We start from the raw sequence: 23,394 nt of genomic DNA, 5'->3' as shown, positions 1-23,394 counted from the left end.
AATTAAGATGCTTAAAGTTAAATTTCTAATGAATTAGTTATGTCCATTTGTGTCTGTTTTAGCTAAAACTGGCTATTATTCAGCAACCAGGATAAGATTAATTTAGATTCAGGGATAAATCTGAAAAATAATACGGAACTAATGAAATTAATCTTATTAAAATCAAGACAGTGGAATTGTGTCAGCAATTGCTCCAGGATGTTCTCTCTCATCTTTAATGCGGGGCGAGTGCAATGATTATTACGCTAGATAATGCATACCAGTCTGAGCTTTTGCTCCAACCTGCTCGTAATAGTGCAGGAGAGCTTAAAGGCTTAGAGCTTTTGGTTAACTTTACTGGCGTTGGCACGGATGTAAGGATCCCTACTGAACTGGTTCTCCCGCGCCTTTCCACAGCACAAGAGTTAGCATTGTTTCACGAGAAACTGGACTTGCTTGATAGCTGCAAACTGTTCTTTCTTCAACACCAATTAATTGCATGGATCAATATTACACCTGTAATTGTCGAATTTTTATTAACTAATGGGAACGCTGTTTCAATACTTGAGCGTTATCCGTTTCTGGAGTTTACTGTTAATGAGAATTATCCAGGTTTAAATAATGGAAAGGACGATCTGCAGCTGGCAAGGATGGCAATCCATTTTCCTCTGGTATTGGCTAACTTTGGTGCCGGCGCCGCATCGCTAAAAGCGATTTATGATGGATTGTTTAAACGCGTAATACTGGACAAAGGTTTTATCCAGCAGCGCGCGATGGAGCTTTCTTTTGAACCCTTTATGCGGGCAATACTTTGGCAAATAACACCGCATTGTCAGTCGGTGATGGTTGCCGGTATTGACGATCACGGTCTGTTACAACGTGTTTTACCTTATAATTTTGGCACCATGCAGGGTGCGCTCTGGCCCGCCGTTTCTGCGCAGAACGTGACAACGCTCGTGCAGTGATAACCCTTCCTTTCGCCCGTGTTTATGTCCATGTAAACCCTCTACACTAAAAGCAGGAGGACATATGACCCTGTCTTTTACTGCTCACTGGCATGATGAGTTGCCCGGTTTCTACACCGCACTCAAACCAACACCATTACAAAACTCTCGTCTTATCTGGCATAACGACGCGCTGGCAGACGAACTGGCTATTCCACCGGAACTGTTCAACCCCTCAGAAGGCGCTGGCGTTTGGGGTGGAGAAACGCTCCTTGCCGGCATGCAACCCCTGGCTCAGGTCTATAGCGGACACCAGTTTGGCGTCTGGGCAGGGCAGTTGGGGGATGGGCGTGGGATCCTGCTCGGCGAGCAACAGCTGCCCAGCGGGGACACGGTAGACTGGCACCTCAAGGGGGCTGGCCTGACGCCCTATTCGCGCATGGGAGATGGTCGCGCCGTATTACGTTCAACGATCCGCGAGTGTCTGGGGTCGGAGGCCATGCACGCTCTGGGCATTCCCAGTACGCGTGCGCTGTCGATTGTCACCAGCGACACCCCGGTGGCTCGCGAAACGGTGGAAAAAGGTGCGATGCTGATGCGTATTGCGCAAAGCCATCTGCGCTTTGGCCATTTCGAGCACTTTTACTACCGCCGCCAGCCGGATAACGTTCGCCAGCTTGCCGACTATGCCATCCGTCGTCACTGGCCGCATTTGCAGGATGAGTCCGACAAATACATCCTCTGGTTCCGCGATATCGTTGCCCGCACCGCCGCGACGATTGCCCGTTGGCAGACGGTCGGTTTCGCGCACGGCGTAATGAATACTGACAACATGTCAATTCTGGGGCTGACCTTCGATTATGGTCCTTATGGCTTCCTGGATGATTATCAGCCGGGGTTTATCTGCAACCATTCGGACTACCAGGGACGCTACAGTTTTGATAACCAGCCTGCCGTGGGGCTATGGAATCTTCAGCGTCTTGCGCAAAGCCTATCGCCGTTTATCGATGTGGACGCCCTGAATGATGCGCTCGACAGCTATCAAGACGTATTGCTGCGTGAATACGGCATGCTGATGCGCAACAAGCTGGGGCTGATGACTCAGGAGAAGGGCGACAATGAGATCCTGAACGCGCTGCTTGCACTTATGGCGCGTGAAGGCAGTGATTACACCCGCACTTTCCGTATGCTCGGCAAGACGGAGCAGCACAGCGCCAGTTCACCGCTACGCGACGAATTTATTGACAGACAGGCATTTGATGACTGGTATACGGCTTACCGCGCGCGGCTGCAGCAGGAGCAGGTGGATGACGCAGCGCGTCAGAGCCACATGAACGCGGCAAACCCCGCGATGGTGCTGCGCAACTGGCTGGCGCAACGGGCGATAGCGCGGGCAGAGCAGGGCGACTATGACGAGCTGCATCGGCTGCACGTCGCGCTACGCACGCCGTTTGTCGATCGTGACGATGACTATGTGAGCCGCCCGCCGGACTGGGGCAAGCGGCTGGAAGTGAGCTGCTCAAGCTAAGGGGTAAGAAAGACCTGCGGCGCGGCGTGAACCGGATGTCTGCCGACGTGAACCTGTGCGCCATACCAGTGCGCCAGCGCGTCGGTCTGCAAAACGGCGTCCGGCGTGCCGTGGGAAACCATCCTCCCGTTGTGCAGCAGCATGATCCTGTCCGCCCACAGCGCCGCTAAATTGAGATCGTGCAGCACAATACAGACGTGGAGTTGACCCCGGCGGGTCAGCGATTTCAGAAGACGTAACAGATGCTGCTGGTGGTAAAGATCCAGCGCAGACGTAGGTTCATCCAGAAACAGCCAGCCGCGAGGGCTGCCCTCGGACCAGAGCTGCGCCAGCGCCCGGGCCAACTGGACGCGCTGCTGTTCGCCACCCGAGAGCGCGGCAAAGCGCCTACCGGCGAGCGGTTGACAGCCAGTGAGGTCCATCACTTCCTGAACTACCGCCGCTTCGGGATTGCGACCCCAGGGCGCACGCCCCATGCTGACAACGGCTTCTACCGGCCAGTCAAACCCGAGTTGCGAATTCTGGCGCATGACCGCCCGGTGACGTGAAAGGTTCTCGGCACGCCATGCGTCGAGGGGGATTCCCGCCAGAATGCATCGCCCGCTTGCCGGCTTCAGATACCCGGTCAGTAGCCGTAACAAGGTTGATTTTCCAGCACCATTCGGGCCAATCAAGGCCACCAGTTCCCCCTTCGACAAGGTTAGCGAAACATCATTAACAAGCGTGCGTTGCCCTACGTGATACGAAATATTTTCAGCGCAATAGCGTTCAGCCATGCTGCCCTCCGCGACGAAAGATAAGCCATAGAAACCAGGTGCACCGAGCAGGCTGGTTAACAAACCTACCGGCATTTCTGCCGGAGCGACCAGGGTGCGCGCCGCCGTGTCGGCAACCAACAGTAGCGCGGCACCGGCCAGAACAGAGCCGGGGATGACGGCCCGGTGATCGGCGCCAAGCCACATGCGCATCAAATGCGGCACCACGAGCCCAACAAAGCCGATAACGCCGCTTACGGCCACCGCGGCGGCCACCAGTAACGCGCTGCACAGCAGCAAAATCCGCTGCACAACCGCAACATTTACGCCGAGATAGTGCGCTTCTTCTTCACCCAGCTGCAGCAAATTTAGCGCGCCGGCCAGCCGCCAGATAGCCAGAACGCTGGGCACCATCAGCGAGCTCACCGCTAACAGGGTTGACCACTGCGCCTGTCCCAGACTGCCCATTCCCCAAAGTGAAAGCTGACGCAGCTGAGCATCGTTGCTGACCCACGAAAGGACGCCGACAGCCGCGCCGCATAGGGCGTTGATTGCAATCCCGATCAGCAGCAGGCGTGAGAGCGAGCCGTCGCGCTGCTGGTTAAGAAGGAAGAGGGTAAACGTGGCGATCATTGCGCCAAGAAACGCGGCGAGCATGGGGGCATAAAGCATGACCAATGCCGGCAATGTGAGCGGAAGTACCACCCACAGCGCGACGGCGAGCGCCGCACCGCTGCTGATCCCAAGCAGGCCCGGATCCGCCAGCGGATTGCGAAACAGTCCCTGCATCACGCACCCGGCTAACGCCAGTGAACCCCCTATGACCAGCGCCAGCAGCACGCGCGGCAGGCGGATGTTCAGCCAGATTTGGCGGAGCGTGTCATCCCCGCCACTCCACAGCACGCTCACCGGCAGGTGCAGCGCGCCAAGGCCGGTAGCCATTAACGTCATCGCGATGAGCAGCGCCGTTAGCGCCCAGAGAGACAGGGCGGTTCGTCGAATCATCAGGGCAGTTGCTCCGCTTTGGCACGCAACTGCTGAATGGCCTTCGGCGTACGCAGGCTAAAGCCCAGCAGCGCCATATCGTCGATGGCCAGCATTTGCTTGTTGCGGCCTGCCGGGGTTTGCGCAAGACCGGGCAGCGTCCACAGAGACGCTTCCCCGCCCAGCGCCTTTACGCCGTCCTGAGAAATCACTATCAGATCGGGCTGGCTGGCAATCACGCCTTCCTGCGACAGGGGTTGATAGCGGGCAAATCCCTGCATGGCGTTCTGCAACCCTGCGGCACGAATGGCAGCATCGGCGCCGGTCTGCTGCCCGGCAGCCAGGGCGGTCATTCCGCCATGGTTGAGGATAAACAGCACCCGCTTGTTGAGGGAGGAAGAGGGCAGCGCCGCCAGCTCTTCACGCAGGGCGTTGCGCAGGGTTTCCCCTTGTGCTTCCCGGTGCGTCGCGTCGGCAATCACCCGTATTTTTTCATCTATCACGCGCAGATCGTTACGGCCGGGAACGGTGACGACCCGAACATGACTTTGCCCGACCTGCTGTAATGCCAGAGACGGCTGTGCCTGAGCGCTTGCCAGCACCAGCGTAGGACGCAGGGATAAAATTCCTTCCGCGTTGAGCTGGCGTAAATAGCCGACATCCGGCAGATCGTTCGCCGCCTGCGGCCACTGGCTGGTGCTGTCTCGCGCCACCAAAGAAGACTGCGCCCCTAGGGCATACACGATCTCGGTGACATCACCGCCGAGTGCGACAATTTTCTCCTGCACGGCGGCAAAGGCGACCAGCGGCAACGCGACCAGCAGGACAAGCCATTTTTTCATGCGGCCCGTCCTTTTAGCGTCAGGGCATCAATCTGACTGCGCCACTGGCGCTGCTCAGGCTCGCCTTCGGTACGCTGACCATAAAGCTGGGCGATTTGCGTACCATCGGCGGCAAACAGCTCCAGGCTAGTGACGTGACCGTCTGCCGTGGGTTTGCGCGTTACCCAGGTTTCGGCGATAGCCTCGTCGAGCAGATGCAGGGTGAAGGTGGGATTAAAGATATTCAGCCAGCCTTTCATCGGCGCCACTTTTTCCACCGCCCCGGTGAAGATCTGCACGCAGCCCCGGTTGCCCACGAAGATCATGATTTCGTTACCGTCCTGACGTGCGGTCTCCAGCAGGTGTGTCAGCGCACCGTTCTCAACCATACAGGCGAGATCGTCTCCGACCAGACGGAACGCCTGTTGGCGGCTCAGATTGTGGCGCTTCAGCAGGCTAAAGAACTGGTGCACGTCGGTCATGGCGCGCCACTCTTTATCCACAAGGGAACCCTCAGCGTTATCAGCGTGTGCAGGGGTGTCGGCAGTCTTGAGCACCAGCGGCGGGTTTTCGGCAAAAATAAAGCGTGTCAGCACGTCACCCCACGCCGAAATCTCGGTGTTATCGGTGGTGTAAACTTTCAGTAAGGCATCGCCCTGATGGTCGAAGAACTGAATGCTCTGACGTTCACCGCGTGCGGTTGTTTCGCTGATGTGGAAAACGCTTGCCCACTGATTGAGGAACAGACGCAGATCCAGGGCGCGCGGGTTTAGCACCAGCCCGGCATGGCCGTTGAGGTGCTGATGGGTAAAGGCGCCAACCTGTTCGTGTACCGCATAGTCATTGCGGCAGATGCATTTGGTTTCGCGTACGGTTTCCAACGCACCTAATATCTGGCGGATTTCACCGCGCAGGCGCCAGGCGTCGTGGCCCACGCGCGCAAAGGCCAGTTCCGCTTCGCTGATGTTCATCAGGCCGGCGATATCACGCGCGTACTTACCCGGATTTTCTTCTTTTAGCTCAAGCCAGCGTGTGTAGTGATTCATTGTTTTATCCTTCTCAATCTGTGCCCCGGCTAACCGGGGCGAGGGGGGCTACCACTGGTAGCTCACGAAAATCTTGCCGTTACGACCGTCTTGCGGAATACCCTGCGGTGACCAGTACGCTTTGTCGAAGGCGTTGCCCAATACCAGGGTGGTGGTCACGCCTTTGAGCTGCTCCTGGCCCTTATAGCTCACGTAGAAGTCGTTGACCGCATAGCCTGGCTGTTTGCTGTAGCTGCTGCTGACGTGCGTGGAGCGATCGGCAAAGGTGCCGATCCAGCCCACGGAAAACCCGCTCTGCGCCACCGGGATATCAAGCTTGCTGGTCACGGTGTCCGGGTTAATGCTGGAGATGTACTCGCCCGTGCTGGTATCTTTCCCGCGCGTACGGTTATAGGCCACGTCGAGGTTGAAGAGATCGGCAGAGTATTTTGCCATCACATCCCAGCCCCAAATTTTGGCGTCAGGGACGTTATAGGACATGGTGGTTGCTGCCGCAAAATCGACGGTGGTGGAGATGTAATCTTTGGCTTTGGTATCAAAGTAGCTGGCCTTGAACTCCAGGGCATCGTTGGCAAGCATCAGATCGTCAAAGCGCAGACCGAAGCCGTACTCCTGCGTTTCGTTGGTTTCCGGGCGCAGGTTCGGGTTCGGCACCCAGTAGTTAGTGTAGAAGCTACCGATGGAGAAGTGTTTGGCGTCGTTGTACATCTCGCCCATGGTGGGGGCGCGGAAGGCCTGGGCGTAGGACCCGAACAGCATCAGCCAGTCGGTAGGACTGACGGTTAATCCCGCGCGGGATGACCATTTATCGGCATCCACATCATCGTAGCCGTCGCTGCTGCCGCGATAGTTATCGTAGCGGGTGCCGCCGAGGAGCGTCACCGGCAGGTCGCGCAGGGTGATCTCATCCTGCAGCCAGCCGGAGCTGAAATCGATTTTCGCATCCGGGAAGCCGGTGGTTGTGCCACTCGGGCTTTGTTCCTGGCGATAATACTCCCCGCCGTAGGTCAACAGGTGCGAAGCAAATGAGTCGCTGAACAATCGGGTGCGGTTTTCTACTTTGCCACCTTTGGTGGTCTGTCTGCGAAACTCGCCGCTGCGGTCGATGTTCTGGGCATTAATGCGCGCTTCAGACCAGTAGACTTTCGCGTCCGCGTTGAGCCAGTCGTTCCCTTCAGGCGCAATTTTATAGCCAAGCTGGACGTCACGCTGGATGGTGGAGCGATCGGTCATTGGATTGCTGCTGTCGTCAGCAGCGGAGGTTTGCGGGTTTTTCGGTTCTTGCGCCGCGTTGTTGTAGTAGCGCAGGGCGCCGCTCAGGGTCTGGGCCGGGTCGATTTTCCAGCTGCCTTTTGCCAGCATATTGCTGATAGATTCGTCGTTGGGGGCTGTAGCACCGTCGCTCTGGCGAATATCACCGCGGTCGCGGCTGGCCCAAGAAAGCAGGCCGTCCAGGGTATCGGTACGGCCATAGGCGCTGGCTCCCATACCGATGCTATGATCGCCCGTCGCACCGATACCGAATACGCGGTAGCCGCTGTTTTTGCCGGGATCGAGAAGGTCTTTTGCATCGACCGTGTCATACGAAATTACGCCGCCCAGCGCGCCGCTGCCGTACAGCAGGGCGGACGGGCCACGTACCACTTCGATGCGTTTGATCAGCGCGGGGTCAAGGAAGGTGCTGTTCAGGTGTCCGGTGTCGGTCCCCTGACGCACGCCGTCAACCAGAACCAGCACGCCGCGGCGGTCATAGCCGCGCAGATTGACGTCCTGACCGTTGGTGCGGCCGGAGCCGTCGAGGATCAGGCCGGGGACTTTTCGCAGCAGGTCGGCGGCGGAACTGGCGGTCTGGTTTTCCGGTGCGGCAGTGTCAATCACGCTGACCATCATTGGGGCTTCGAAGGCGCTGCGGGCGTTGCCCGTGGCGGTAACGGTAATATCATCTGCGGCAGCAAACGCGACGCCCGGCAAGGTACTGACAATCGCCAGCGCCAGAAGTGACGGGCGTAAAGATGCGGTGTGCAGGTGTGGCATAGCAACTCTCCATTAAGAATCGAAAGCGCTGGCTGCTTGGGGATCACCTGGGTGGCTGGCGAATGTTTTGGTTTATTTTGTCAGGATCAGTTTTCCGGCATGGGTCTGGCGCAGCAGGTAGTGCTGGCCGCCATGCTCGATAATGACCCGCCCCTCATCGCCCAACAGGGTTTTACTGTCGATACGTCGATCGGTAGGAGCAGGGGACGGCGCTGTGTGTAATTTTTCAGGCGTTGCCGCGCTGTTATCCGCAGGTGACATAATGTTTATAAATAACAATCAATGTAACAATGATAATCATTATCAATAAACTATAAATTCACGGCAAGCGTTTTTGTGAAAATAGTGTGACGGGATCAAATTTGGGGGTGAGGTGCGGTTGATGCCTCACCCCGACCCTCTCCTTCTGGGAGAGGGATAGGGCTGGATTTCAGAAGCGAGTATCCACCGCCGCGGCCAATTTCTCCAGAAGCCGTTCACTGTCTTCCCAGCTCAGGCACGGGTCGGTAATCGACTGGCCGTAAACCAGCGGCTGACCTGCCACGATCTTCTGCGTACCTTCTTTGATAAAGCTTTCGGCCATGATGCCTGCCACGGCGGTTGATCCGCTGCGGATCTGCTGGCAGATCTCATCGCACACGTCCAGCTGACGGCGATGCTGCTTCTGACAGTTGCCGTGGCTAAAATCCACCACCAGCTGTTCCGGCAGGTCAAATTCGGCCAGCGTTTCGCAGGCTGCCGCAATATCCTGCGCGTGATAGTTCGGCTTTTTCCCGCCGCGCATAATGATATGCCCGTAGGGGTTACCGCTGGTCTGGTAGATGGTCATCTGGCCGGTTTTGTCCGGTGAGAGGAACATGTGGCTGGCACGGGCTGCGCGGATGGCATCGACGGCGATACGGGTGTTGCCATCGGTGCCATTTTTAAAGCCGACCGGGCAGGAGAGGGCGGAGGCCATCTCACGGTGGATCTGGCTTTCGGTGGTACGTGCGCCAATCGCGCCCCAGCTAATGAGATCGGCGATAAACTGCCCGGTCACCATATCGAGAAATTCGGTCGCGGTCGGCACGCCGAGTTCATTCACCTGCACCAGCAGCTTGCGCGCCAGCGCAATACCGTGGTTAACACGGTAGCTGCCGTTCAGGTCGGGGTCGGAAATCAGCCCCTTCCAGCCCACAACGGTGCGCGGTTTTTCAAAGTAAGTGCGCATCACAATTTCGAGACGGTGCTGGTGTTTAATCCGCAGCGCCTGAAGTCGTTTTGCATAATCCATTGCTGCATCCAGATCGTGGATAGAGCATGGGCCAATCACCACCAGAAGACGCTTGTCTTCGCCATTGAGGATCTTTTCAATGCGGCGGCGGGAAGCGGTCACATGTTCTGCAACGCCTGCGGAAACGGGGTGCAGCTGAGCCAGCTCAGCCGGTGTTACCAGGCTATCGATGCGCGCAGTGCGAAGTTCGTCGGTTTTGTTCATGGGATATCTCAGAAATTTTTTGCTTCATCGGCAGACTACCGGGAAGTGATGGGCATCACCTTAAACCAATCCCTGCTGATTTCAAGTTCGGGGCGAACCCGCCCCGATGATGTTCCTGATGATAACCGAATCTGCGTTAGTGTACTAGCATATTAGTACATTCGGCGATTCAGTCCCATGATATCGAGGATTTTGGTGGCAATTTCTTCTACGGAATAGTTGGTGCTGTTAAGCCACGGGATCTGATTTTTGCGGTACAGCGCCTCCACTTCTGACACTTCCATCCGGCACTGGCGCATTGAGGCGTAGCGGCTGTTCTCGCGGCGCTCTTCGCGAATCGCTGCCAGACGTTCCGGGTTGATGGTCAAGCCAAACAGCTTATGCTGCAGCGGTTTTAGCGCGGCAGGCAACACCAGGTTATCCATATCATCGGCAATAAAGGGGTAGTTCGCCGCGCGAATACCAAACTGCATCGCCAGATAAAGGCTGGTTGGGGTTTTACCGCAGCGCGACACGCCGAGCAAAATAACCTGAGCCTGATCCAGATTACGCATCGAGATACCGTCGTCGTGGGCGAGGGTGTAATCGATGGCGGCAATACGGGCATCGTACTTAATCAGATTGCCCGGGTTAAGCCCGTGGGTTCGGTGGGCGATTGGCGTGGGGTCGAGCTTCAGCTCGCTCTGCAGCGGCGCGACCAGCGCCTGCACGATATCCTGACAGAAGCCTTCACTTTGCAGAATAATGGCGCGAATTTCGGGAATGACGATGGAGTAGAAGACCAGCGGACGCACGCCGGTCTGCTGGAAAATCGCGTCGATCTGGTCCTTTACCGCCTTCGCCCGGCTCTCGTTTTCCACAAACGGCAGCGTGATGCTGTTAATCGAAACGGGGAATTGCGACATCACCGCGTGTCCCAGCACCTCGGCGGTGATCGCCGTTCCATCAGAAATATAAAAAACGTGGCGATCGACAGCATTATCCATTTTATCCACCCTGAATATCGTACGTAATTGCCTGAAAGCATAAATTAAAAAAGTAAAATACACAGCAAAGAACTTATCTGAATTTAAAATGAAATGGTGTTTTTAATTTTACTGAAAAGTGGATTTCATTTTCCGAATAGCGACTTTATTTTTATGGTTTTTGACGGAATATATAGGAATCATCGGGTTAGCTGTCGCTGGGAAAGTGTCCGAAAAGTTGAAAATTTAAATTGCTTACACGATTCACCGTTTTTTTAGCGCAAGTAAATATGCCAGTATAAATACGTAGTCAGGTGTTTCTTACTCCGATCAAATATCACAAAAGGATTGTTTCGATGTCCAACAATGGCTCGTCACCGCTGGTGCTTTGGTATAACCAACTCGGCATGAATGATGTAGACAGAGTTGGGGGCAAAAATGCCTCCCTGGGTGAAATGATTACAAATCTGTCCGGTATGGGGGTTTCCGTGCCGAACGGGTTTGCCACAACTGCCGATGCGTTTAACCTGTTTTTAGACCAGAGCGGCGTGAACCAGCGCATTTACGACCTGCTGGATAAAACGGATATTGATGACGTGACCGAGCTTGCCAAAGCCGGGTCGCAAATCCGCCAGTGGATTATCGACACACCTTTCCAGCCGGAACTGGAAAAAGCCATTCATGAGGCGTACAACCAGCTTTCCGCTGATGATGCGCAGGCCTCCTTTGCCGTGCGTTCATCTGCCACCGCAGAAGATATGCCCGATGCGTCCTTTGCCGGGCAGCAGGAAACCTTCCTGAACGTACAGGGCTATGACGCCGTACTGGTAGCGGTTAAGCACGTGTTTGCTTCCCTGTTTAACGATCGCGCCATCTCGTATCGCGTGCACCAGGGCTATGACCATCGCGGCGTGGCGCTTTCTGCTGGCGTACAGCGTATGGTGCGCTCCGACGTGGGCTCTTCCGGCGTGATGTTCTCTATCGATACCGAGTCCGGTTTCGACCAGGTGGTCTTTATCACCTCTGCGTGGGGTCTGGGCGAGATGGTCGTGCAGGGGGCCGTGAACCCTGACGAATTCTATGTACACAAACCGACGCTTGCCGCAAACCGCCCGGCTGTCGTTCGCCGCACCATGGGCTCGAAAAAAATCCGCATGATCTATGCTCCAACGCAGGAGCATGGCAAGCAGGTTAAAATTGAAGATGTGCCGCAGGAGCAGCGCGACCGTTTCTCTTTGACCGATTCTGAAGTGGAAGAGCTGGCAAAGCAGGCGGTACAAATCGAAAAACACTACGGCCGTCCGATGGATATCGAATGGGCGAAGGACGGTAACACCGGCAAGCTGTTCATCGTGCAGGCGCGTCCGGAAACCGTGCGTTCCCGCGGTCAGGTGATGGAGCGCTACACGCTGCATGCGCAGGGCAAGATTGTGGCGGAAGGCCGCGCCATCGGCCACCGTATCGGTGCGGGCCCGGTTAAAGTGATTCATGACATCAGCGAGATGAACCGCATTCAGCCGGGCGACGTGCTGGTGACCGACATGACCGACCCGGACTGGGAGCCGATCATGAAGAAGGCGGCGGCTATCGTTACTAACCGCGGCGGCCGTACCTGTCACGCGGCGATCATCGCTCGCGAGCTGGGGATCCCCGCCGTCGTTGGCTGCGGTGATGCCACCGAGCGCATGAAGGACGACGAGAAAGTGACCGTCTCCTGTGCGGAAGGCGATACCGGCTACGTGTATGCCGATATCCTCGACTTCAGCGTGAAAAGCTCCAGCGTCGATACCATGCCGGATCTGCCGCTGAAGATCATGATGAACGTCGGTAACCCGGACCGTGCTTTTGACTTCGCCTGCCTGCCGAACGAAGGTGTGGGTTTGGCGCGTCTGGAATTTATCATCAACCGTATGATCGGCGTGCACCCGCGCGCGCTGCTCGAGTTTGATGACCAGGACGCAAAGCTTCAAAACGAAATTCGCGAGATGATGAAAGGCTACGACTCGCCGAAAGAGTTCTACGTCGGTCGTCTGACGGAAGGGATCGCTACGCTGGGCGCGGCGTTCTACCCGAAACGCGTGATCGTGCGTCTGTCTGACTTTAAATCTAACGAATACGCCAACCTGGTGGGAGGCGAGCGTTACGAGCCAGAAGAAGAGAACCCAATGCTGGGCTTCCGTGGGGCAGGACGCTACGTGTCTGACAGCTTCCGCGACTGCTTCGCGCTGGAGTGCGAGGCGGTAAAACGCGTGCGCAACGACATGGGGCTGACCAACGTTGAGATTATGATTCCGTTCGTACGCACCGTGGATCAGGCCAAAGCGGTGGTAGACGAACTGGCCCGCCAGGGGCTGAAGCGCGGCGAGAACGGGCTGAAGATCATCATGATGTGCGAGATCCCGTCCAACGCGCTGTTGGCGGAACAGTTCCTTGAGCATTTCGACGGCTTCTCTATCGGCTCTAATGACATGACGCAGCTGGTGCTGGGCCTGGACCGTGACTCCGGCGTTGTCTCTGAGCTGTTTGATGAACGTAACGAGGCGGTGAAAGCGCTGCTGTCGATGTCCATCCGCGCGGCGAAGAAGCAGGGTAAATACGTTGGGATTTGCGGGCAGGGTCCGTCTGACCATGAAGACTTTGCCGCCTGGCTGATGGAAGAGGGGATCGATAGCCTGTCACTGAACCCGGATACCGTTGTGCAGACCTGGCTGAGCCTGGCTGAGTTGAATAAGTAACGTCGTAATCAGCTGAAAAAAGGCGAGGATAATATTCCTCGCCTTTTTTATTTCGCTCCTTTTATGCTCCCCGTCACAAATAAAACAAAAAACCAAATATCATAATTTGCCTGTTAATTTAGACAATTGTTAGCGCGCAAAGCGTTGCTAATACTTGAGCCTTACCGTGCATTACCCTACATGATGCGCGACTGGTTGAAATACGTTTTAACCTGATAAAAAGGCAAATAAAAAATGACACTCTCCTCTGTTTTGCGTACCAAAGACAAAATAGGCTATGGCTTAGGCGATATGGCCAGCGCGCTGGTCTGGCAAACGGCAACGTTATTTCTTGCTTATTTCTATACGGACGTTTTTGGTTTACCGGCAGCCGTGATGGGCACCATGTTTTTAGTGGTCCGCGTGGTGGATGCGTTTGTCGATCCCTGCATTGGCGCGCTGGTGGATCGCACCCAAACGCGGCACGGTCGTTTCCGCCCCTGGCTGCTGTGGTTTGCCATCCCCTTTGGCGTAAGCTGCCTTATCACCTTCTATGTTCCCGACGTGGGGCCAACGGCAAAAATTGTTTATGCCTGTGTGACCTACACCATTCTTAGCCTGATTTACTCAGCCATTAATGTCCCCTATTGTGCGATGCCGGGCGCGCTGACGCTGGATCCGCGCGAGCGTCACTCCCTGCAGTCCTGGCGCTTCGGCCTGTCGTTTATCGGCGGGCTGATCGTCACGGTTATCGCGCTACCGCTGGTTTCGCATCTGGGGCAAGGTAATGTTCAGAAAGGCTATTTCTATGCGATGAGCCTGATGGGGCTGTTGGGGATTATTTTATTCTTCTGCTGCTTCCTGATGATCCGGGAACGGTATTCTCCGCGTAATGATACCTCCGGCTCCATGCTGACCGATTTAAAACTGCTGGCCGGTAATAGCCAGTGGCGAATTGTGTTCCTGTTTAATATTTTGCTGTTAACCGCCGTCGTCACGCGCGGCTCTGCAACCATGTATTACGTCAACTATGTGCTGCTGCGTCCGGAACTGGTGTTTGCCTTTATTGTTTCAGGCATGGTGGCATCCTTAAGTGGCGCATTATTATCTGAACGCCTGCTGGGGAAATTTGACCGGGTGCGAGCCTATCAGTGGACCATTATTTCCTTTGTTATTTTTGGCGCGCTGATTTTCTTCATTCCTCCCTCACAGGTCTGGCTGATATTTGGTCTGAATATCATTTTTAGCTTTATTCAAAACCTGACCACGCCGCTCCAGTGGACCATGTTCTCTGATGTGGTCGACTATGAAGAGCACCGCAGCGGCCGCCGACTGGATGGTTTGGTCTTCTCTACCGCACTGTTTGCCATCAAGTTTGGCCTGGCGCTCGGGGGGGCTGTTGTGGGTTGGGTTCTTGGGATGGTGGATTACGTGCCTGGCCAGGCTTCTCAGGCACCACACGTGCTTTCTACCATCAACGCGCTGTTTACCCTCATTCCTTGCGTGCTGTTCCTGTGCATGGTCGCGCTGCTTTCCATCTACAAACTCAACAGTCGGCTGGTGGATTCCATCGCCCGGGAACTGGCCAACAAACGTGACGTTAGACCTGATGCGGGGCAGCTCAGCCCGGCAACTCATTCCGCCATACAGGAGTAAAATATGACTGCAATCTATAAGGATGCGGGACGCCCCGTGCATGAACGCGTCGCTGATTTACTGGCGCGCATGACCCCGGAAGAAAAGTTTGCCCAGATGCATGCGTACTGGCTGATTCTCGATGAAAACGGCAACCACCGCGAGCGAAGCGATTTAAGCGATGAGTTCGCGGGAGTCAGCGAACAGGCCGCGCTCGGTGAACGGCTAAAGCTGGGCGTCGGGCAAATTACTCGCCCGTTAGGCACCCATATTGTCGATGCCAGAACCGGCGTGCGCGCGGCGAACCGCCTGCAGCGTATGATGAGGGAAGAGACGCGTCTTGGCATACCGGCGCTGTTTCACGAGGAGTGCCTGGTGGGGCTGCTGTGCAAAGAGGCGACGCTGTTCCCGTCTTCGCTGAACTACGGGTCAACCTGGGACCCAGAGCTGGTCCAGCGTGCGGCAGAACGCATTGGTAAAGAGGCGCGCTCGGTAGGATGTCAGCAGGGGCTGGCCCCGGTGCTGGATGTCTCCCGCGACGTGCGCTGGGGGCGCACGGAAGAGACCTTTGGTGAGGACCCTTGGCTGGTGGGCGTGATGGCGACGGCCTACGTCAACGGGCTGCAGGGGGAAAAACGCGATCTGCTGGCAACGCTTAAGCATTACGTCGGCCACTCGTTCAGCGAAGGGGCGCGCAACCATGCGCCCGTCCACCTTGGTTTTAGCGAGCTGAACGACACCTTCCTGCTGCCGTTTGAAATGGCCGTGAAGCTGGCAAACGCCGGTTCGGTCATGCCTGCCTATCACGATATTGATAATCAGCCGGGGCACAGCGACCACTTCCTGCTCACTACCGTGCTGCGCGAACAGTGGGGCTTTGACGGGATTATTGTGGCGGATTACGGCGGCGTAAGCCTGCTGCACCAGCATCACGGGATTGCCCACGATGCCGCGGAATCAGCGGCCCTTGCATTTAATGCCGGGCTGGACGTTGAGCTGCCGAAAGACGACTGCGCGCGCCATCTCGCCGAGGCCATTGAGCGCGACCTGATCTCTATGACCAAAATCGATGAAATTGTTGCCCGCGTGCTGGCTGAAAAATTTCGACTTGGGCTGTTCGAAAAACCCTATGCCGATGAACATGCCATCGATTTGCAAAACGACGCCACGCGGCAGGTTGCGCGCGAGGTGGCGACAAAGTCGGTGACGCTGCTGGAGAATAACGGCATTTTGCCTCTCAGCGGCAAGCCGCGCGTTGCGGTGGTGGGGCCGACGGCCGACGATCCGCTGGCATTGCTGAGCGGCTACAGTTTTCCGGTGCACCTGATCATCAGCGATATGGTTGAAGAGACGTCACAGGTGACCACCCCGCGCGCAGCGCTGGAGCAGTATCTGGGCGCGTCACAGGTACGTTACGCCAAAGGCTGTCACATTATCGAAAAACGCATGGCAGGCGCGCCGGTCTTTCCAGGCGACAGTGGTGGTAAACCGATGCAACAGTCTCCGGTGTCGCAAAGCACGGCCTTGGTTCCCGATGCGGTGAAGGCTGCGCAGCAGAGTGACGTGGTGGTGGCCTGCGTGGGCGATCTCGCCGGATTGTTCCAGAGCGGAACGGTCGGAGAAGGTTCAGATACCGATTCGCTGAATCTGCCGGGCGTGCAGCAGCAGCTGCTGGAAGCCCTGGTGGCGACCGGCAAACCGGTGATTATGGTGATGACCGGCGGTCGGCCATACAACCTTCAGGGGCTGGAGGATAAGGTTGCGGCACTGATGATGGCCTGGGCGCCGGGTCAGGAGGGGGGATGGGCAATCGCCGATGTGCTCACCGGCCGCGCCGAGCCGCAGGGCAGGCTGGTGGTGAGCGTGCCGAAGAGCGCAGGGGCGATGCCGTACTACTACAACCACAAGCTCAAGAGCGGCGGCACGCCGTTTGCCTTCCATTTTGGCTCTCGCTATCCCTTTGGTTTCGGTCTCGGCTGGACGCAATTTAGCTGGGGGACCGCGCGCGTGGCGGAAACCTGCATTCCTGTTGAAGGGGAAGTGGCGTTAAGTCTGGATATGACCAACGTTGGCGAGCGCAGCGGCAGCGAAGTGGTGCAAATCTACGTGCGGGATAAGGTTGCCACTCAGGTTCGTCCGCTGCAGGAGCTAAAGGCGTTCCAACGCGTTACGCTCTCGCCGGGTGAAACCGCGACGCTCAGCTTTACGCTGCCGGTGGAGATGTTCAACTTTACCCGTCGGGACGGGAAGCGCGTCGTGGAGCCAGGCGAGTTTGAGCTGCAGATTGGCGCGTCGTCGGCGGATATTCGTGAGGTGGTGACGGTCAAGGTCACCGGCGAAACGCGGGTGCTGCCGAAAGAATGGCGGATGCTCAGCGCGTGTGACGTAGAACGCGCGTAATCAGGATAAAAAAAAGCCCATCGTGGGAGATGGGCAAAGACTACACACAGCAATTCGTTGTTTCACTCAGGGGATTTCCATGCTTATAAATCAAGGTGTTGATTTATAACCGTGTGGTAATAGTAGGCATTGCGTTATTTAGCGTCGATCAGATTCGTCTCAATAGTTAAAGAGACGTGAAGATTTCTTGAAGTGAACAGCGGACTTACGGCAGAAATTCCGGGTCAGACCAGTGTGCAGAGAATAAATAGTTTAGCATTGCTTAAGTATTTCTGAGGGGCCATTGCCGGGTGAACGCACGCGCCACCCGGCAAAAGAACTTAGTGCGTGTTCTTCTCTTCCAACTCTTCCAGCTCGCTCAAAATCACGTCCGGGTCGGTTCCCGGAGGCGGAATCTCATGCACCCAGGCGGAAAACAGACGCCATGTTACCGCGAGCAGTACCGGGCCGATAAACAGACCGATCATCCCAAAGGCTATCAACCCGCCGATAACGCCGGACAAAATCAGGATCAGCGGTAAATCAGCGCCCATGCGGATGAGGATCGGGCGAATAACGTTATCCATGGTGCCCACCACGCAGCTCCACACCAGCAGGACGGTGCCCCAGGTGGTATCGCCCGTCCAGTAGAGCCAGATGATGCTTGGCACCAGTACCAGCAGTGGACCGAGTTGCGCAAGGCAGGTCATCAACATCACAACGGTAAAGACGGTGGCGTACGGCACGCCAGAAATGGCGAGGCCAATACCGCCCAGCACGGCCTGAACCAGCGCCGTCACTACCACGCCAAGCGCAACGGCGCGCACGGCCTGCGCGGCCAACAGCACGGCAGCATCGCCGCGTTTGCCAGCCAGTCGGGTGGCGAAGTGACGCACCCCGAGAGCCACCTGCTCACCGCGCCAGTAAAGCAGGGCGCTGAAGACCAGCATTAAGGTACAGTGCATCATAAAGCGGCCAATGTGCGCCGCCTGGCCGACGAACCAGGTCGTGGTGGTGCCAATGTAAGGGCGAACTTTCGCCATCAATGCGCTGCCGCCCATCTCCAGCAGGCTGTGCCAGCCGCTGTAGAGTTTTGCTCCGATGACAGGAATGCTGTTCAGCCAGGCAAAATCAGGCAGCGTCATATCGCCGCTGGTGACCGCGCGGATCACAGGGCCGCTGGAGTCGACAAGGCTATTGACCAGCAGCGCTATCGGAATAATAAACACCAGGAACAGCAGCAGGGTCATGACCAAAACCGCCAGGCCACGCCGTCCAAAGAGCAGTTTCTGCAGGCGTAAAAGTAAAGGCCAGGTGGCGACGACGACGGTCGCAGCCCAGGCAAAGCCAAGGACGAAAGGTTGAACAATCCACAGACACGCAATAATCATGAGGGCTAAAAACAGCACCGACAGCAAAATTTGCGCAACATCCCTGGGCTGACGAAGATTGACCATAAATGAAACTTCCTTAAATGACACCAGCCTTGCTGGCAAGAACATAAAACCGCGTATCTGTAATCATTAGTGATTTCAGCGATTTTTGACAGGGGGATTGTGCCTGTAATTCTGGTAAGCATATAAGAAAAAAATGTGATAAAAAGTTGTGACACAACGCAAACGATTTCCACAACTCTAATTAGGGTCGACCGTAATGATCCCACAGATTTCTCAGGCACCAGGCGTCGTTCAACTGGTGCTGAATTTTTTGCAAGCGCTGGAGCAACAGGGTTTTACAGGTGATACCGCCACACACTATGCCGACAGGCTGACGATGGCGACCGATAACAGTATCTACCAGCTTCTTCCCGATGCCGTCGTTTTCCCACGCTCTACGGCAGATGTCGCGCTGATTGCCCGTCTGGCCTCGCAGGAGCGGTTTAACGCCCTGGTGTTCACTCCGCGCGGTGGCGGCACGGGCACCAATGGTCAGGCGCTGAATCAGGGCATCATCATTGATATGTCCCGATATATGAACCGCATCATTGAGATCAACCCTGAAGAGGGATGGGTGCGGGTAGAAGCCGGGGTCATCAAAGATCAGCTCAATCAGTACCTCAAGCCTTTTGGCTATTTCTTTGCCCCGGAACTCTCAACAAGCAACCGCGCAACCCTCGGCGGAATGATCAACACCGATGCGTCAGGGCAGGGGTCACTGGTCTACGGAAAAACCTCCGACCACGTAATGGGGGTCCGTGCGGTATTGCTGGGGGGCGATATTCTGGATACCCAGCCCATGCCTGTCGAGCTGGCGGAAACGCTGGGCAAAGAGAGCACCGCCACCGGGCGGATTTATCGCACCGTACTGGAACGCTGCCGCGAAAACCGTCAGCTGATCCTCGACAAATTCCCGAAACTGAACCGCTTCCTGACCGGTTACGACCTGCGTCATGTTTTTAACGACGATCTGAGCCAGTTCGATTTAACCCGCGTGCTGACCGGTTCTGAAGGGACGCTGGCGTTTATTACCGAGGCGCGTTTGGATATTACCCGGCTGCCGAAGGTACGCCGTCTGGTGAACGTTAAATACAACTCCTTTGATTCCGCGCTGCGCAATGCGCCCTTTATGGTTGACGCGCGGGCGCTGTCGGTAGAAACCGTCGACTCTAAAGTGCTTAATCTGGCGCGGGAAGACATTGTCTGGCACTCCGTCAGCGAGCTCATCACCGATGTCCCGGATAAAGAGATGCTGGGCCTCAATATCGTCGAGTTTGCCGGTGATGATGCCGAACTGATTGAAAGTCAGGTAAGCACGCTGACACAGCGTCTTGATGAACTCATCGCCCGGGGTGAAGGCGGCGTGATTGGCTGGCAGTTGTGTAACGACCTCTCGGGTATTGAGCGTATTTATGCGATGCGTAAAAAAGCCGTGGGGCTGCTCGGCAACGCCAAAGGTGCCGCCAAGCCGATTCCGTTTGCGGAAGATACCTGCGTGCCGCCGGAACATCTGGCGGATTATATCGTCGAGTTCCGCGCGCTGCTGGACAGCCACGGCCTGAGCTACGGCATGTTCGGCCACGTCGATGCAGGTGTTCTCCACGTGCGCCCGGCGCTGGATATGTGCGATCCGCAGCAGGAGATCCTGATGAAGGAGATCTCTGACGACGTGGTGGCCTTAACCGCGAAATACGGCGGCCTGCTGTGGGGCGAACACGGGAAAGGGTTCCGCGCTGAGTACAGCCCGGCGTTCTTTGGGGAACAACTCTTTGGTGAGCTGCGGAAGATTAAAGCGGCATTCGATCCGGATAACCGCCTCAATCCGGGAAAAATTTGCCCGCCGGAAGGGATAGACGCACCGATGCTGCAGGTGGATGCGGTTAAGCGCGGCACCTATGACCGACAAATCCCGATCGCGGTGCGTGCGTCCTGGCGCGGCGCGATGGAGTGTAACGGCAATGGCTTGTGCTTTAACTTCGACGTCAAAAGTCCGATGTGTCCGTCGATGAAAATCACCAGTAACCGCATCCACTCGCCTAAAGGGCGGGCGACGCTGGTGCGTGAATGGCTGCGCCTGTTGGCCGACCGCGGCGTGGATCCGCTCAAGCTGGAACAGGAGTTGCCGGAAAAACGCGCCAGCCTGCACTCGCTTATCGAACGCACCCGCAACAGCTGGCATGCCAACAAGGGCGAATATGATTTCTCCCATGAAGTGAAAGAGGCGATGTCCGGCTGTCTGGCCTGTAAAGCGTGCTCAACCCAGTGCCCGATTAAAATTGATGTGCCGGAGTTCCGCTCGCGGTTCCTGCAGCTTTACCATACGCGCTACCTGCGCCCGATGCGCGATCATCTGGTGGCAACGGTTGAAAGCTATGCCCCGCTCATGGCGCGAGCGCCGAAGACCTTTAACTTCTTTATCAATCAGCCGCTGGTGCGCAAGCTTTCCGAAAAACACATCGGGATGGTGGATTTACCGCTGCTGTCCGTACCGTCGCTGCAGCGTCAGCTGGTGGGACACCGCTCGGCCAACATGACGCTTGAGCAGCTTGAAGCGTTAAGCCCTGAGGAAAAAGCGAAGGTGGTGCTGGTGGTGCAGGATCCGTTCACCAGCTATTACGACGCGCAGGTGGTAGCCGATTTTGTGCGTCTGGTGGAGAAAATGGACTATCAGCCCGTGGTGCTGCCGTTCTCACCAAACGGTAAAGCGCAGCACATTAAAGGGTTCCTCAACCGCTTTGCGAAGACCGCGCAGAAAACCTCTGATTTCCTTAATCGCGTGGCGCAGCTGGGCATGCCGATGGTCGGTGTCGATCCGGCGCTGGTGCTGTGCTATCGCGATGAATATAAGCAAACGCTGGGTGAGACGCGCGGTGATTTCCACGTGATGCTGGTGCATGAGTGGCTGCCTGCGGCGCTGCAGCAAACGGCCACCAGAGACGTGAGCGGCGAGCCGTGGTATCTGTTTGGCCACTGCACCGAAGTGACGGCGCTGCCGGGTGCGCCTGCGCAGTGGGCTTCTATTTTTGCCCGCTTCGGCGCGAAGCTTGAGAGCGTCAGCGTCGGCTGCTGCGGGATGGCCGGCACCTACGGGCATGAAGTAAAAAACCATGCCAACTCGCTGGGCATTTATGAGCTGTCCTGGCATCAGGCGATGCAGCGTTTACCGCGCAACCGCTGTCTGGCAACCGGCTACTCCTGCCGCAGCCAGGTCAAACGCGTTGAAGGTAACGGTGTCCGCCATCCATTACAGGCTTTACTGGAGATTATCGGATGATCTGGAAACGTGCCGTGACGCTGCAGGCGTTGAACGCCATGGGTGAGGGCAATATGGTGGGGCTGCTGGATATCCAATTTACCCGCATTGGCGATAACGACCTGGAGGCGACGATGCCGGTGGACAGCCGTACCCATCAGCCTTTCGGTTTACTGCACGGCGGGGCGTCCGTTGTGCTCGCCGAAACCCTGGGGTCAGTGGCAGGGTATCTTTGCACCGAAGGAGAGCATAAGGTCGTCGGGCTGGAAGTGAATGCCAACCATATTCGTTCGGTGCGCAGCGGGCGCGTGCGCGGTATTTGCCGCGCGCTTCATGCCGGTAGCCGGCACCAGGTGTGGCAAATCGATATTCTGGACGAGCAGGAACGCCTATGCTGTTCGTCGAGGCTAACGACGGCGGTGGTGTAAAGTTTCCAAATGTTTTGTCTTTGGTCAAAAACTAGCCAGCCTCTTGTGGTACACTGGTCAGGATTTGTACATAAGCGAGGACAACATGGATACTGAAACAACCCCAACACAGCTGGCCATTGAATATTTACGTCGCGATAAGAGCAATCTGTCTCCGGCGCAGTACCTGAAAAAGCTGAAACAGCTTGAGCTGGAATTTACAGATTTGCTGGCGCTCTCTTCGAACGAACTGAAAGAAGAGATTTACTTTGCCTGGCGGTTGGGCGTTCACGTCCATTGATTGCTGATAAAAAGGCCGCAGACGCGGCCTTTTTTGTGTCCGGGATTCAGTATTTTGCGGGCAGCTTGATGACGTTAATGAGCCTGCCTTCATCCATCTCAATAAACCCGCCCGTTTTTAAATCCGCCAGAATGCGCATCACGCCGCTGCGGGAAAGGTGGGTTTTGTCACGAATGTAGCGCTCGGCGGTAATCCCACGACGATAAGATTCGTCTTCATTCATTAATAAAATAAGCTGCTGGCGAATCATCTCATAGGCCGTCGGCGCGCCTTTTGGCATGACGGTGTTATAGAGCTGGTTATACATAAACATCAAATGATTTGATATCAGCCCCCACAACCCTTTCTCTTCAATAATGACGTTGAGCTGCTCCGTGGGCAATAGGCCAATTTTGCAGGGGGTCACCGTTTTCAGGTAGTCGTCAAAAAAGATGTTATTCAGGTTGGCAATGCCGAAAAAAGCCGGGCTTTTGGCTGTTGACAGCATCAAGTTGTCACTACGCCGGTAAATAGCAACGGTGCCGTCCAAAATCAAATAACTCATCCCGCGATCGTTGACCACAAGATCGAGTTGCTCCCCGCGACCTGTCGTTCGTATCGCGCACGAGGGCTGTAAGTGGGTAATGAGCGCTTGCGCATAAGGAGAACCACGCGGCGGTTTTTCTGTGGAGGACATAACCTGAACCTGAAAGAATACTCTTTCTGATTATAGCGTTACTCGCACTCTCCTACACCT

At 56.2% G+C, this 23,394-nt stretch carries 17 protein-coding genes, 1 other RNA gene and 1 pseudogene; 8 read left to right on the top strand and 11 right to left on the bottom strand.

The window, feature by feature from the left end:
* The first annotated feature begins 233 nt into the window (after nucleotides 1-233).
* Both V5P19_RS07635 and selO read left to right on the top strand, forming a co-directional pair.
* Entirely contained in the window at nucleotides 234-944 is a 711-nt protein-coding gene (locus V5P19_RS07635) for an EAL domain-containing protein (protein WP_334401781.1), read from the top strand.
* A 64-nt stretch (nucleotides 945-1,008) separates the two neighbouring features.
* Nucleotides 1,009-2,451, top strand: coding sequence for a protein adenylyltransferase SelO (gene selO, locus V5P19_RS07630; protein WP_334401779.1), 1,443 nt, complete (start codon nucleotides 1,009-1,011; stop codon nucleotides 2,449-2,451).
* On the opposite strand, the gene V5P19_RS07625 is transcribed toward selO, so the two are convergent.
* The 8 genes and pseudogenes from V5P19_RS07625 to V5P19_RS07590 form a co-directional block, all read right to left on the bottom strand.
* Nucleotides 2,448-3,227: a heme ABC transporter ATP-binding protein gene (locus V5P19_RS07625; RefSeq protein WP_334401777.1), complete on the bottom strand. Its 780-nt coding sequence runs from the start codon at nucleotides 3,225-3,227 to the stop codon at nucleotides 2,448-2,450. The two genes, selO and V5P19_RS07625, sit on opposite strands and share 4 nt — an antisense overlap.
* A pseudogene (locus V5P19_RS07620) lies at nucleotides 3,220-4,211 on the bottom strand (FecCD family ABC transporter permease). The gene V5P19_RS07625 and the pseudogene V5P19_RS07620 overlap by 8 nt, the downstream one beginning before the upstream one ends.
* Nucleotides 4,211-5,032 (bottom strand): hemin ABC transporter substrate-binding protein, encoded by an 822-nt coding sequence (locus V5P19_RS07615; protein ID WP_334401775.1) that lies wholly within the window; start codon nucleotides 5,030-5,032, stop codon nucleotides 4,211-4,213. The pseudogene V5P19_RS07620 and the gene V5P19_RS07615 overlap by 1 nt, the downstream one beginning before the upstream one ends.
* Entirely contained in the window at nucleotides 5,029-6,057 is a 1,029-nt protein-coding gene (locus V5P19_RS07610) for a ChuX/HutX family heme-like substrate-binding protein (protein WP_334401773.1), read from the bottom strand. Before V5P19_RS07610 ends, V5P19_RS07615 begins: the two co-directional genes overlap by 4 nt.
* Nucleotides 6,058-6,105: 48 nt before the next feature.
* Nucleotides 6,106-8,091: a TonB-dependent hemoglobin/transferrin/lactoferrin family receptor gene (locus V5P19_RS07605; RefSeq protein ID WP_334401771.1), complete on the bottom strand. Its 1,986-nt coding sequence runs from the start codon at nucleotides 8,089-8,091 to the stop codon at nucleotides 6,106-6,108.
* Between the two features lie 72 nt (nucleotides 8,092-8,163).
* Complete coding sequence (gene hemP, locus V5P19_RS07600) at nucleotides 8,164-8,352, bottom strand: hemin uptake protein HemP (RefSeq protein WP_334401769.1); 189 nt, start codon at nucleotides 8,350-8,352, stop codon at nucleotides 8,164-8,166.
* Between the two features lie 169 nt (nucleotides 8,353-8,521).
* A complete protein-coding gene (gene aroH, locus V5P19_RS07595) occupies nucleotides 8,522-9,568 on the bottom strand; it encodes a 3-deoxy-7-phosphoheptulonate synthase AroH (RefSeq protein ID WP_334401767.1) in 1,047 nt (348 codons plus the stop codon).
* Between the two features lie 152 nt (nucleotides 9,569-9,720).
* Entirely contained in the window at nucleotides 9,721-10,554 is an 834-nt protein-coding gene (locus V5P19_RS07590; RefSeq protein ID WP_334401765.1) for a pyruvate, water dikinase regulatory protein, read from the bottom strand.
* Between the two features lie 335 nt (nucleotides 10,555-10,889).
* Here V5P19_RS07590 and ppsA point away from each other — a divergent pair, with 335 nt between their 5' ends.
* The 3 genes from ppsA to V5P19_RS07575 all read left to right on the top strand — a co-directional run bounded on the left by ppsA (nucleotide 10,890) and on the right by V5P19_RS07575 (nucleotide 17,282).
* Complete coding sequence (gene ppsA / locus V5P19_RS07585; RefSeq protein ID WP_334401763.1) at nucleotides 10,890-13,268, top strand: phosphoenolpyruvate synthase; 2,379 nt, start codon at nucleotides 10,890-10,892, stop codon at nucleotides 13,266-13,268.
* A gap of 234 nt (nucleotides 13,269-13,502) precedes the next feature.
* Nucleotides 13,503-14,903 carry an MFS transporter gene (locus V5P19_RS07580; protein ID WP_334401761.1) on the top strand — a complete coding sequence of 467 codons (1,401 nt, stop codon included), beginning with the start codon at nucleotides 13,503-13,505 and terminating at the stop codon, nucleotides 14,901-14,903.
* 3 nt (nucleotides 14,904-14,906) lie between these two features.
* On the top strand, nucleotides 14,907-17,282 hold the full coding sequence (locus tag V5P19_RS07575; RefSeq protein ID WP_334401759.1) for a glycoside hydrolase family 3 N-terminal domain-containing protein: 2,376 nt from the start codon (nucleotides 14,907-14,909) through the stop codon (nucleotides 17,280-17,282).
* 5 nt (nucleotides 17,283-17,287) lie between these two features.
* Here V5P19_RS07575 and rprA read toward each other — a convergent pair.
* Together rprA and ydiK are read right to left on the bottom strand one after the other, a co-directional pair.
* Nucleotides 17,288-17,395: antisense sRNA RprA (gene rprA, locus V5P19_RS07570), an RNA gene on the bottom strand.
* Nucleotides 17,396-17,602: 207 nt separating this feature from the next.
* Nucleotides 17,603-18,718, bottom strand: coding sequence for an AI-2E family transporter YdiK (gene ydiK, locus V5P19_RS07565; protein ID WP_334401757.1), 1,116 nt, complete (start codon nucleotides 18,716-18,718; stop codon nucleotides 17,603-17,605).
* Between the two features lie 196 nt (nucleotides 18,719-18,914).
* On the opposite strand from ydiK, the gene V5P19_RS07560 reads away from it, so the two are divergent.
* From V5P19_RS07560 to V5P19_RS07550, 3 genes are all read left to right on the top strand, one after another.
* On the top strand, nucleotides 18,915-21,971 hold the full coding sequence (locus V5P19_RS07560; RefSeq protein WP_334401755.1) for an FAD-binding and (Fe-S)-binding domain-containing protein: 3,057 nt from the start codon (nucleotides 18,915-18,917) through the stop codon (nucleotides 21,969-21,971).
* Nucleotides 21,968-22,378: a 1,4-dihydroxy-2-naphthoyl-CoA hydrolase gene (menI, locus tag V5P19_RS07555; protein WP_334401753.1), complete on the top strand. Its 411-nt coding sequence runs from the start codon at nucleotides 21,968-21,970 to the stop codon at nucleotides 22,376-22,378. Before V5P19_RS07560 ends, menI begins: the two co-directional genes overlap by 4 nt.
* An 85-nt stretch (nucleotides 22,379-22,463) precedes the next feature.
* Complete coding sequence (locus V5P19_RS07550) at nucleotides 22,464-22,658, top strand: YdiH family protein (protein ID WP_256062672.1); 195 nt, start codon at nucleotides 22,464-22,466, stop codon at nucleotides 22,656-22,658.
* Between the two features lie 46 nt (nucleotides 22,659-22,704).
* On the opposite strand, the gene V5P19_RS07545 is transcribed toward V5P19_RS07550, so the two are convergent.
* A complete protein-coding gene (locus tag V5P19_RS07545) occupies nucleotides 22,705-23,334 on the bottom strand; it encodes a helix-turn-helix domain-containing protein (RefSeq protein WP_334401746.1) in 630 nt (209 codons plus the stop codon).
* Nucleotides 23,335-23,394: the final 60 nt, after the last annotated feature.

The sequence above is a fragment of the Enterobacter sp. UNJFSC 003 genome (genome assembly GCF_036903355.1).
GTDB lineage: Bacteria > Pseudomonadota > Gammaproteobacteria > Enterobacterales > Enterobacteriaceae > Enterobacter.
The sequence above is the reverse complement of the archived record's forward strand: the minus strand, read 5'-3'. Positions and strand labels throughout refer to the sequence as shown.

Coding starts and splice junctions, on each gene's coding strand:
- V5P19_RS07635 (WP_334401781.1), top strand. CDS start 234: ATGATTATTACGCTAGATAATGCATACCAGTCTGAGCTTTTGCTCCAA.
- selO (WP_334401779.1), top strand. CDS start 1,009: ATGACCCTGTCTTTTACTGCTCACTGGCATGATGAGTTGCCCGGTTTC.
- V5P19_RS07625 (WP_334401777.1), bottom strand. CDS start 3,227: ATGGCTGAACGCTATTGCGCTGAAAATATTTCGTATCACGTAGGGCAA.
- V5P19_RS07615 (WP_334401775.1), bottom strand. CDS start 5,032: ATGAAAAAATGGCTTGTCCTGCTGGTCGCGTTGCCGCTGGTCGCCTTT.
- V5P19_RS07610 (WP_334401773.1), bottom strand. CDS start 6,057: ATGAATCACTACACACGCTGGCTTGAGCTAAAAGAAGAAAATCCGGGT.
- V5P19_RS07605 (WP_334401771.1), bottom strand. CDS start 8,091: ATGCCACACCTGCACACCGCATCTTTACGCCCGTCACTTCTGGCGCTG.
- hemP (WP_334401769.1), bottom strand. CDS start 8,352: ATGTCACCTGCGGATAACAGCGCGGCAACGCCTGAAAAATTACACACA.
- aroH (WP_334401767.1), bottom strand. CDS start 9,568: ATGAACAAAACCGACGAACTTCGCACTGCGCGCATCGATAGCCTGGTA.
- V5P19_RS07590 (WP_334401765.1), bottom strand. CDS start 10,554: ATGGATAATGCTGTCGATCGCCACGTTTTTTATATTTCTGATGGAACG.
- ppsA (WP_334401763.1), top strand. CDS start 10,890: ATGTCCAACAATGGCTCGTCACCGCTGGTGCTTTGGTATAACCAACTC.
- V5P19_RS07580 (WP_334401761.1), top strand. CDS start 13,503: ATGACACTCTCCTCTGTTTTGCGTACCAAAGACAAAATAGGCTATGGC.
- V5P19_RS07575 (WP_334401759.1), top strand. CDS start 14,907: ATGACTGCAATCTATAAGGATGCGGGACGCCCCGTGCATGAACGCGTC.
- ydiK (WP_334401757.1), bottom strand. CDS start 18,718: ATGGTCAATCTTCGTCAGCCCAGGGATGTTGCGCAAATTTTGCTGTCG.
- V5P19_RS07560 (WP_334401755.1), top strand. CDS start 18,915: ATGATCCCACAGATTTCTCAGGCACCAGGCGTCGTTCAACTGGTGCTG.
- menI (WP_334401753.1), top strand. CDS start 21,968: ATGATCTGGAAACGTGCCGTGACGCTGCAGGCGTTGAACGCCATGGGT.
- V5P19_RS07550 (WP_256062672.1), top strand. CDS start 22,464: ATGGATACTGAAACAACCCCAACACAGCTGGCCATTGAATATTTACGT.
- V5P19_RS07545 (WP_334401746.1), bottom strand. CDS start 23,334: ATGTCCTCCACAGAAAAACCGCCGCGTGGTTCTCCTTATGCGCAAGCG.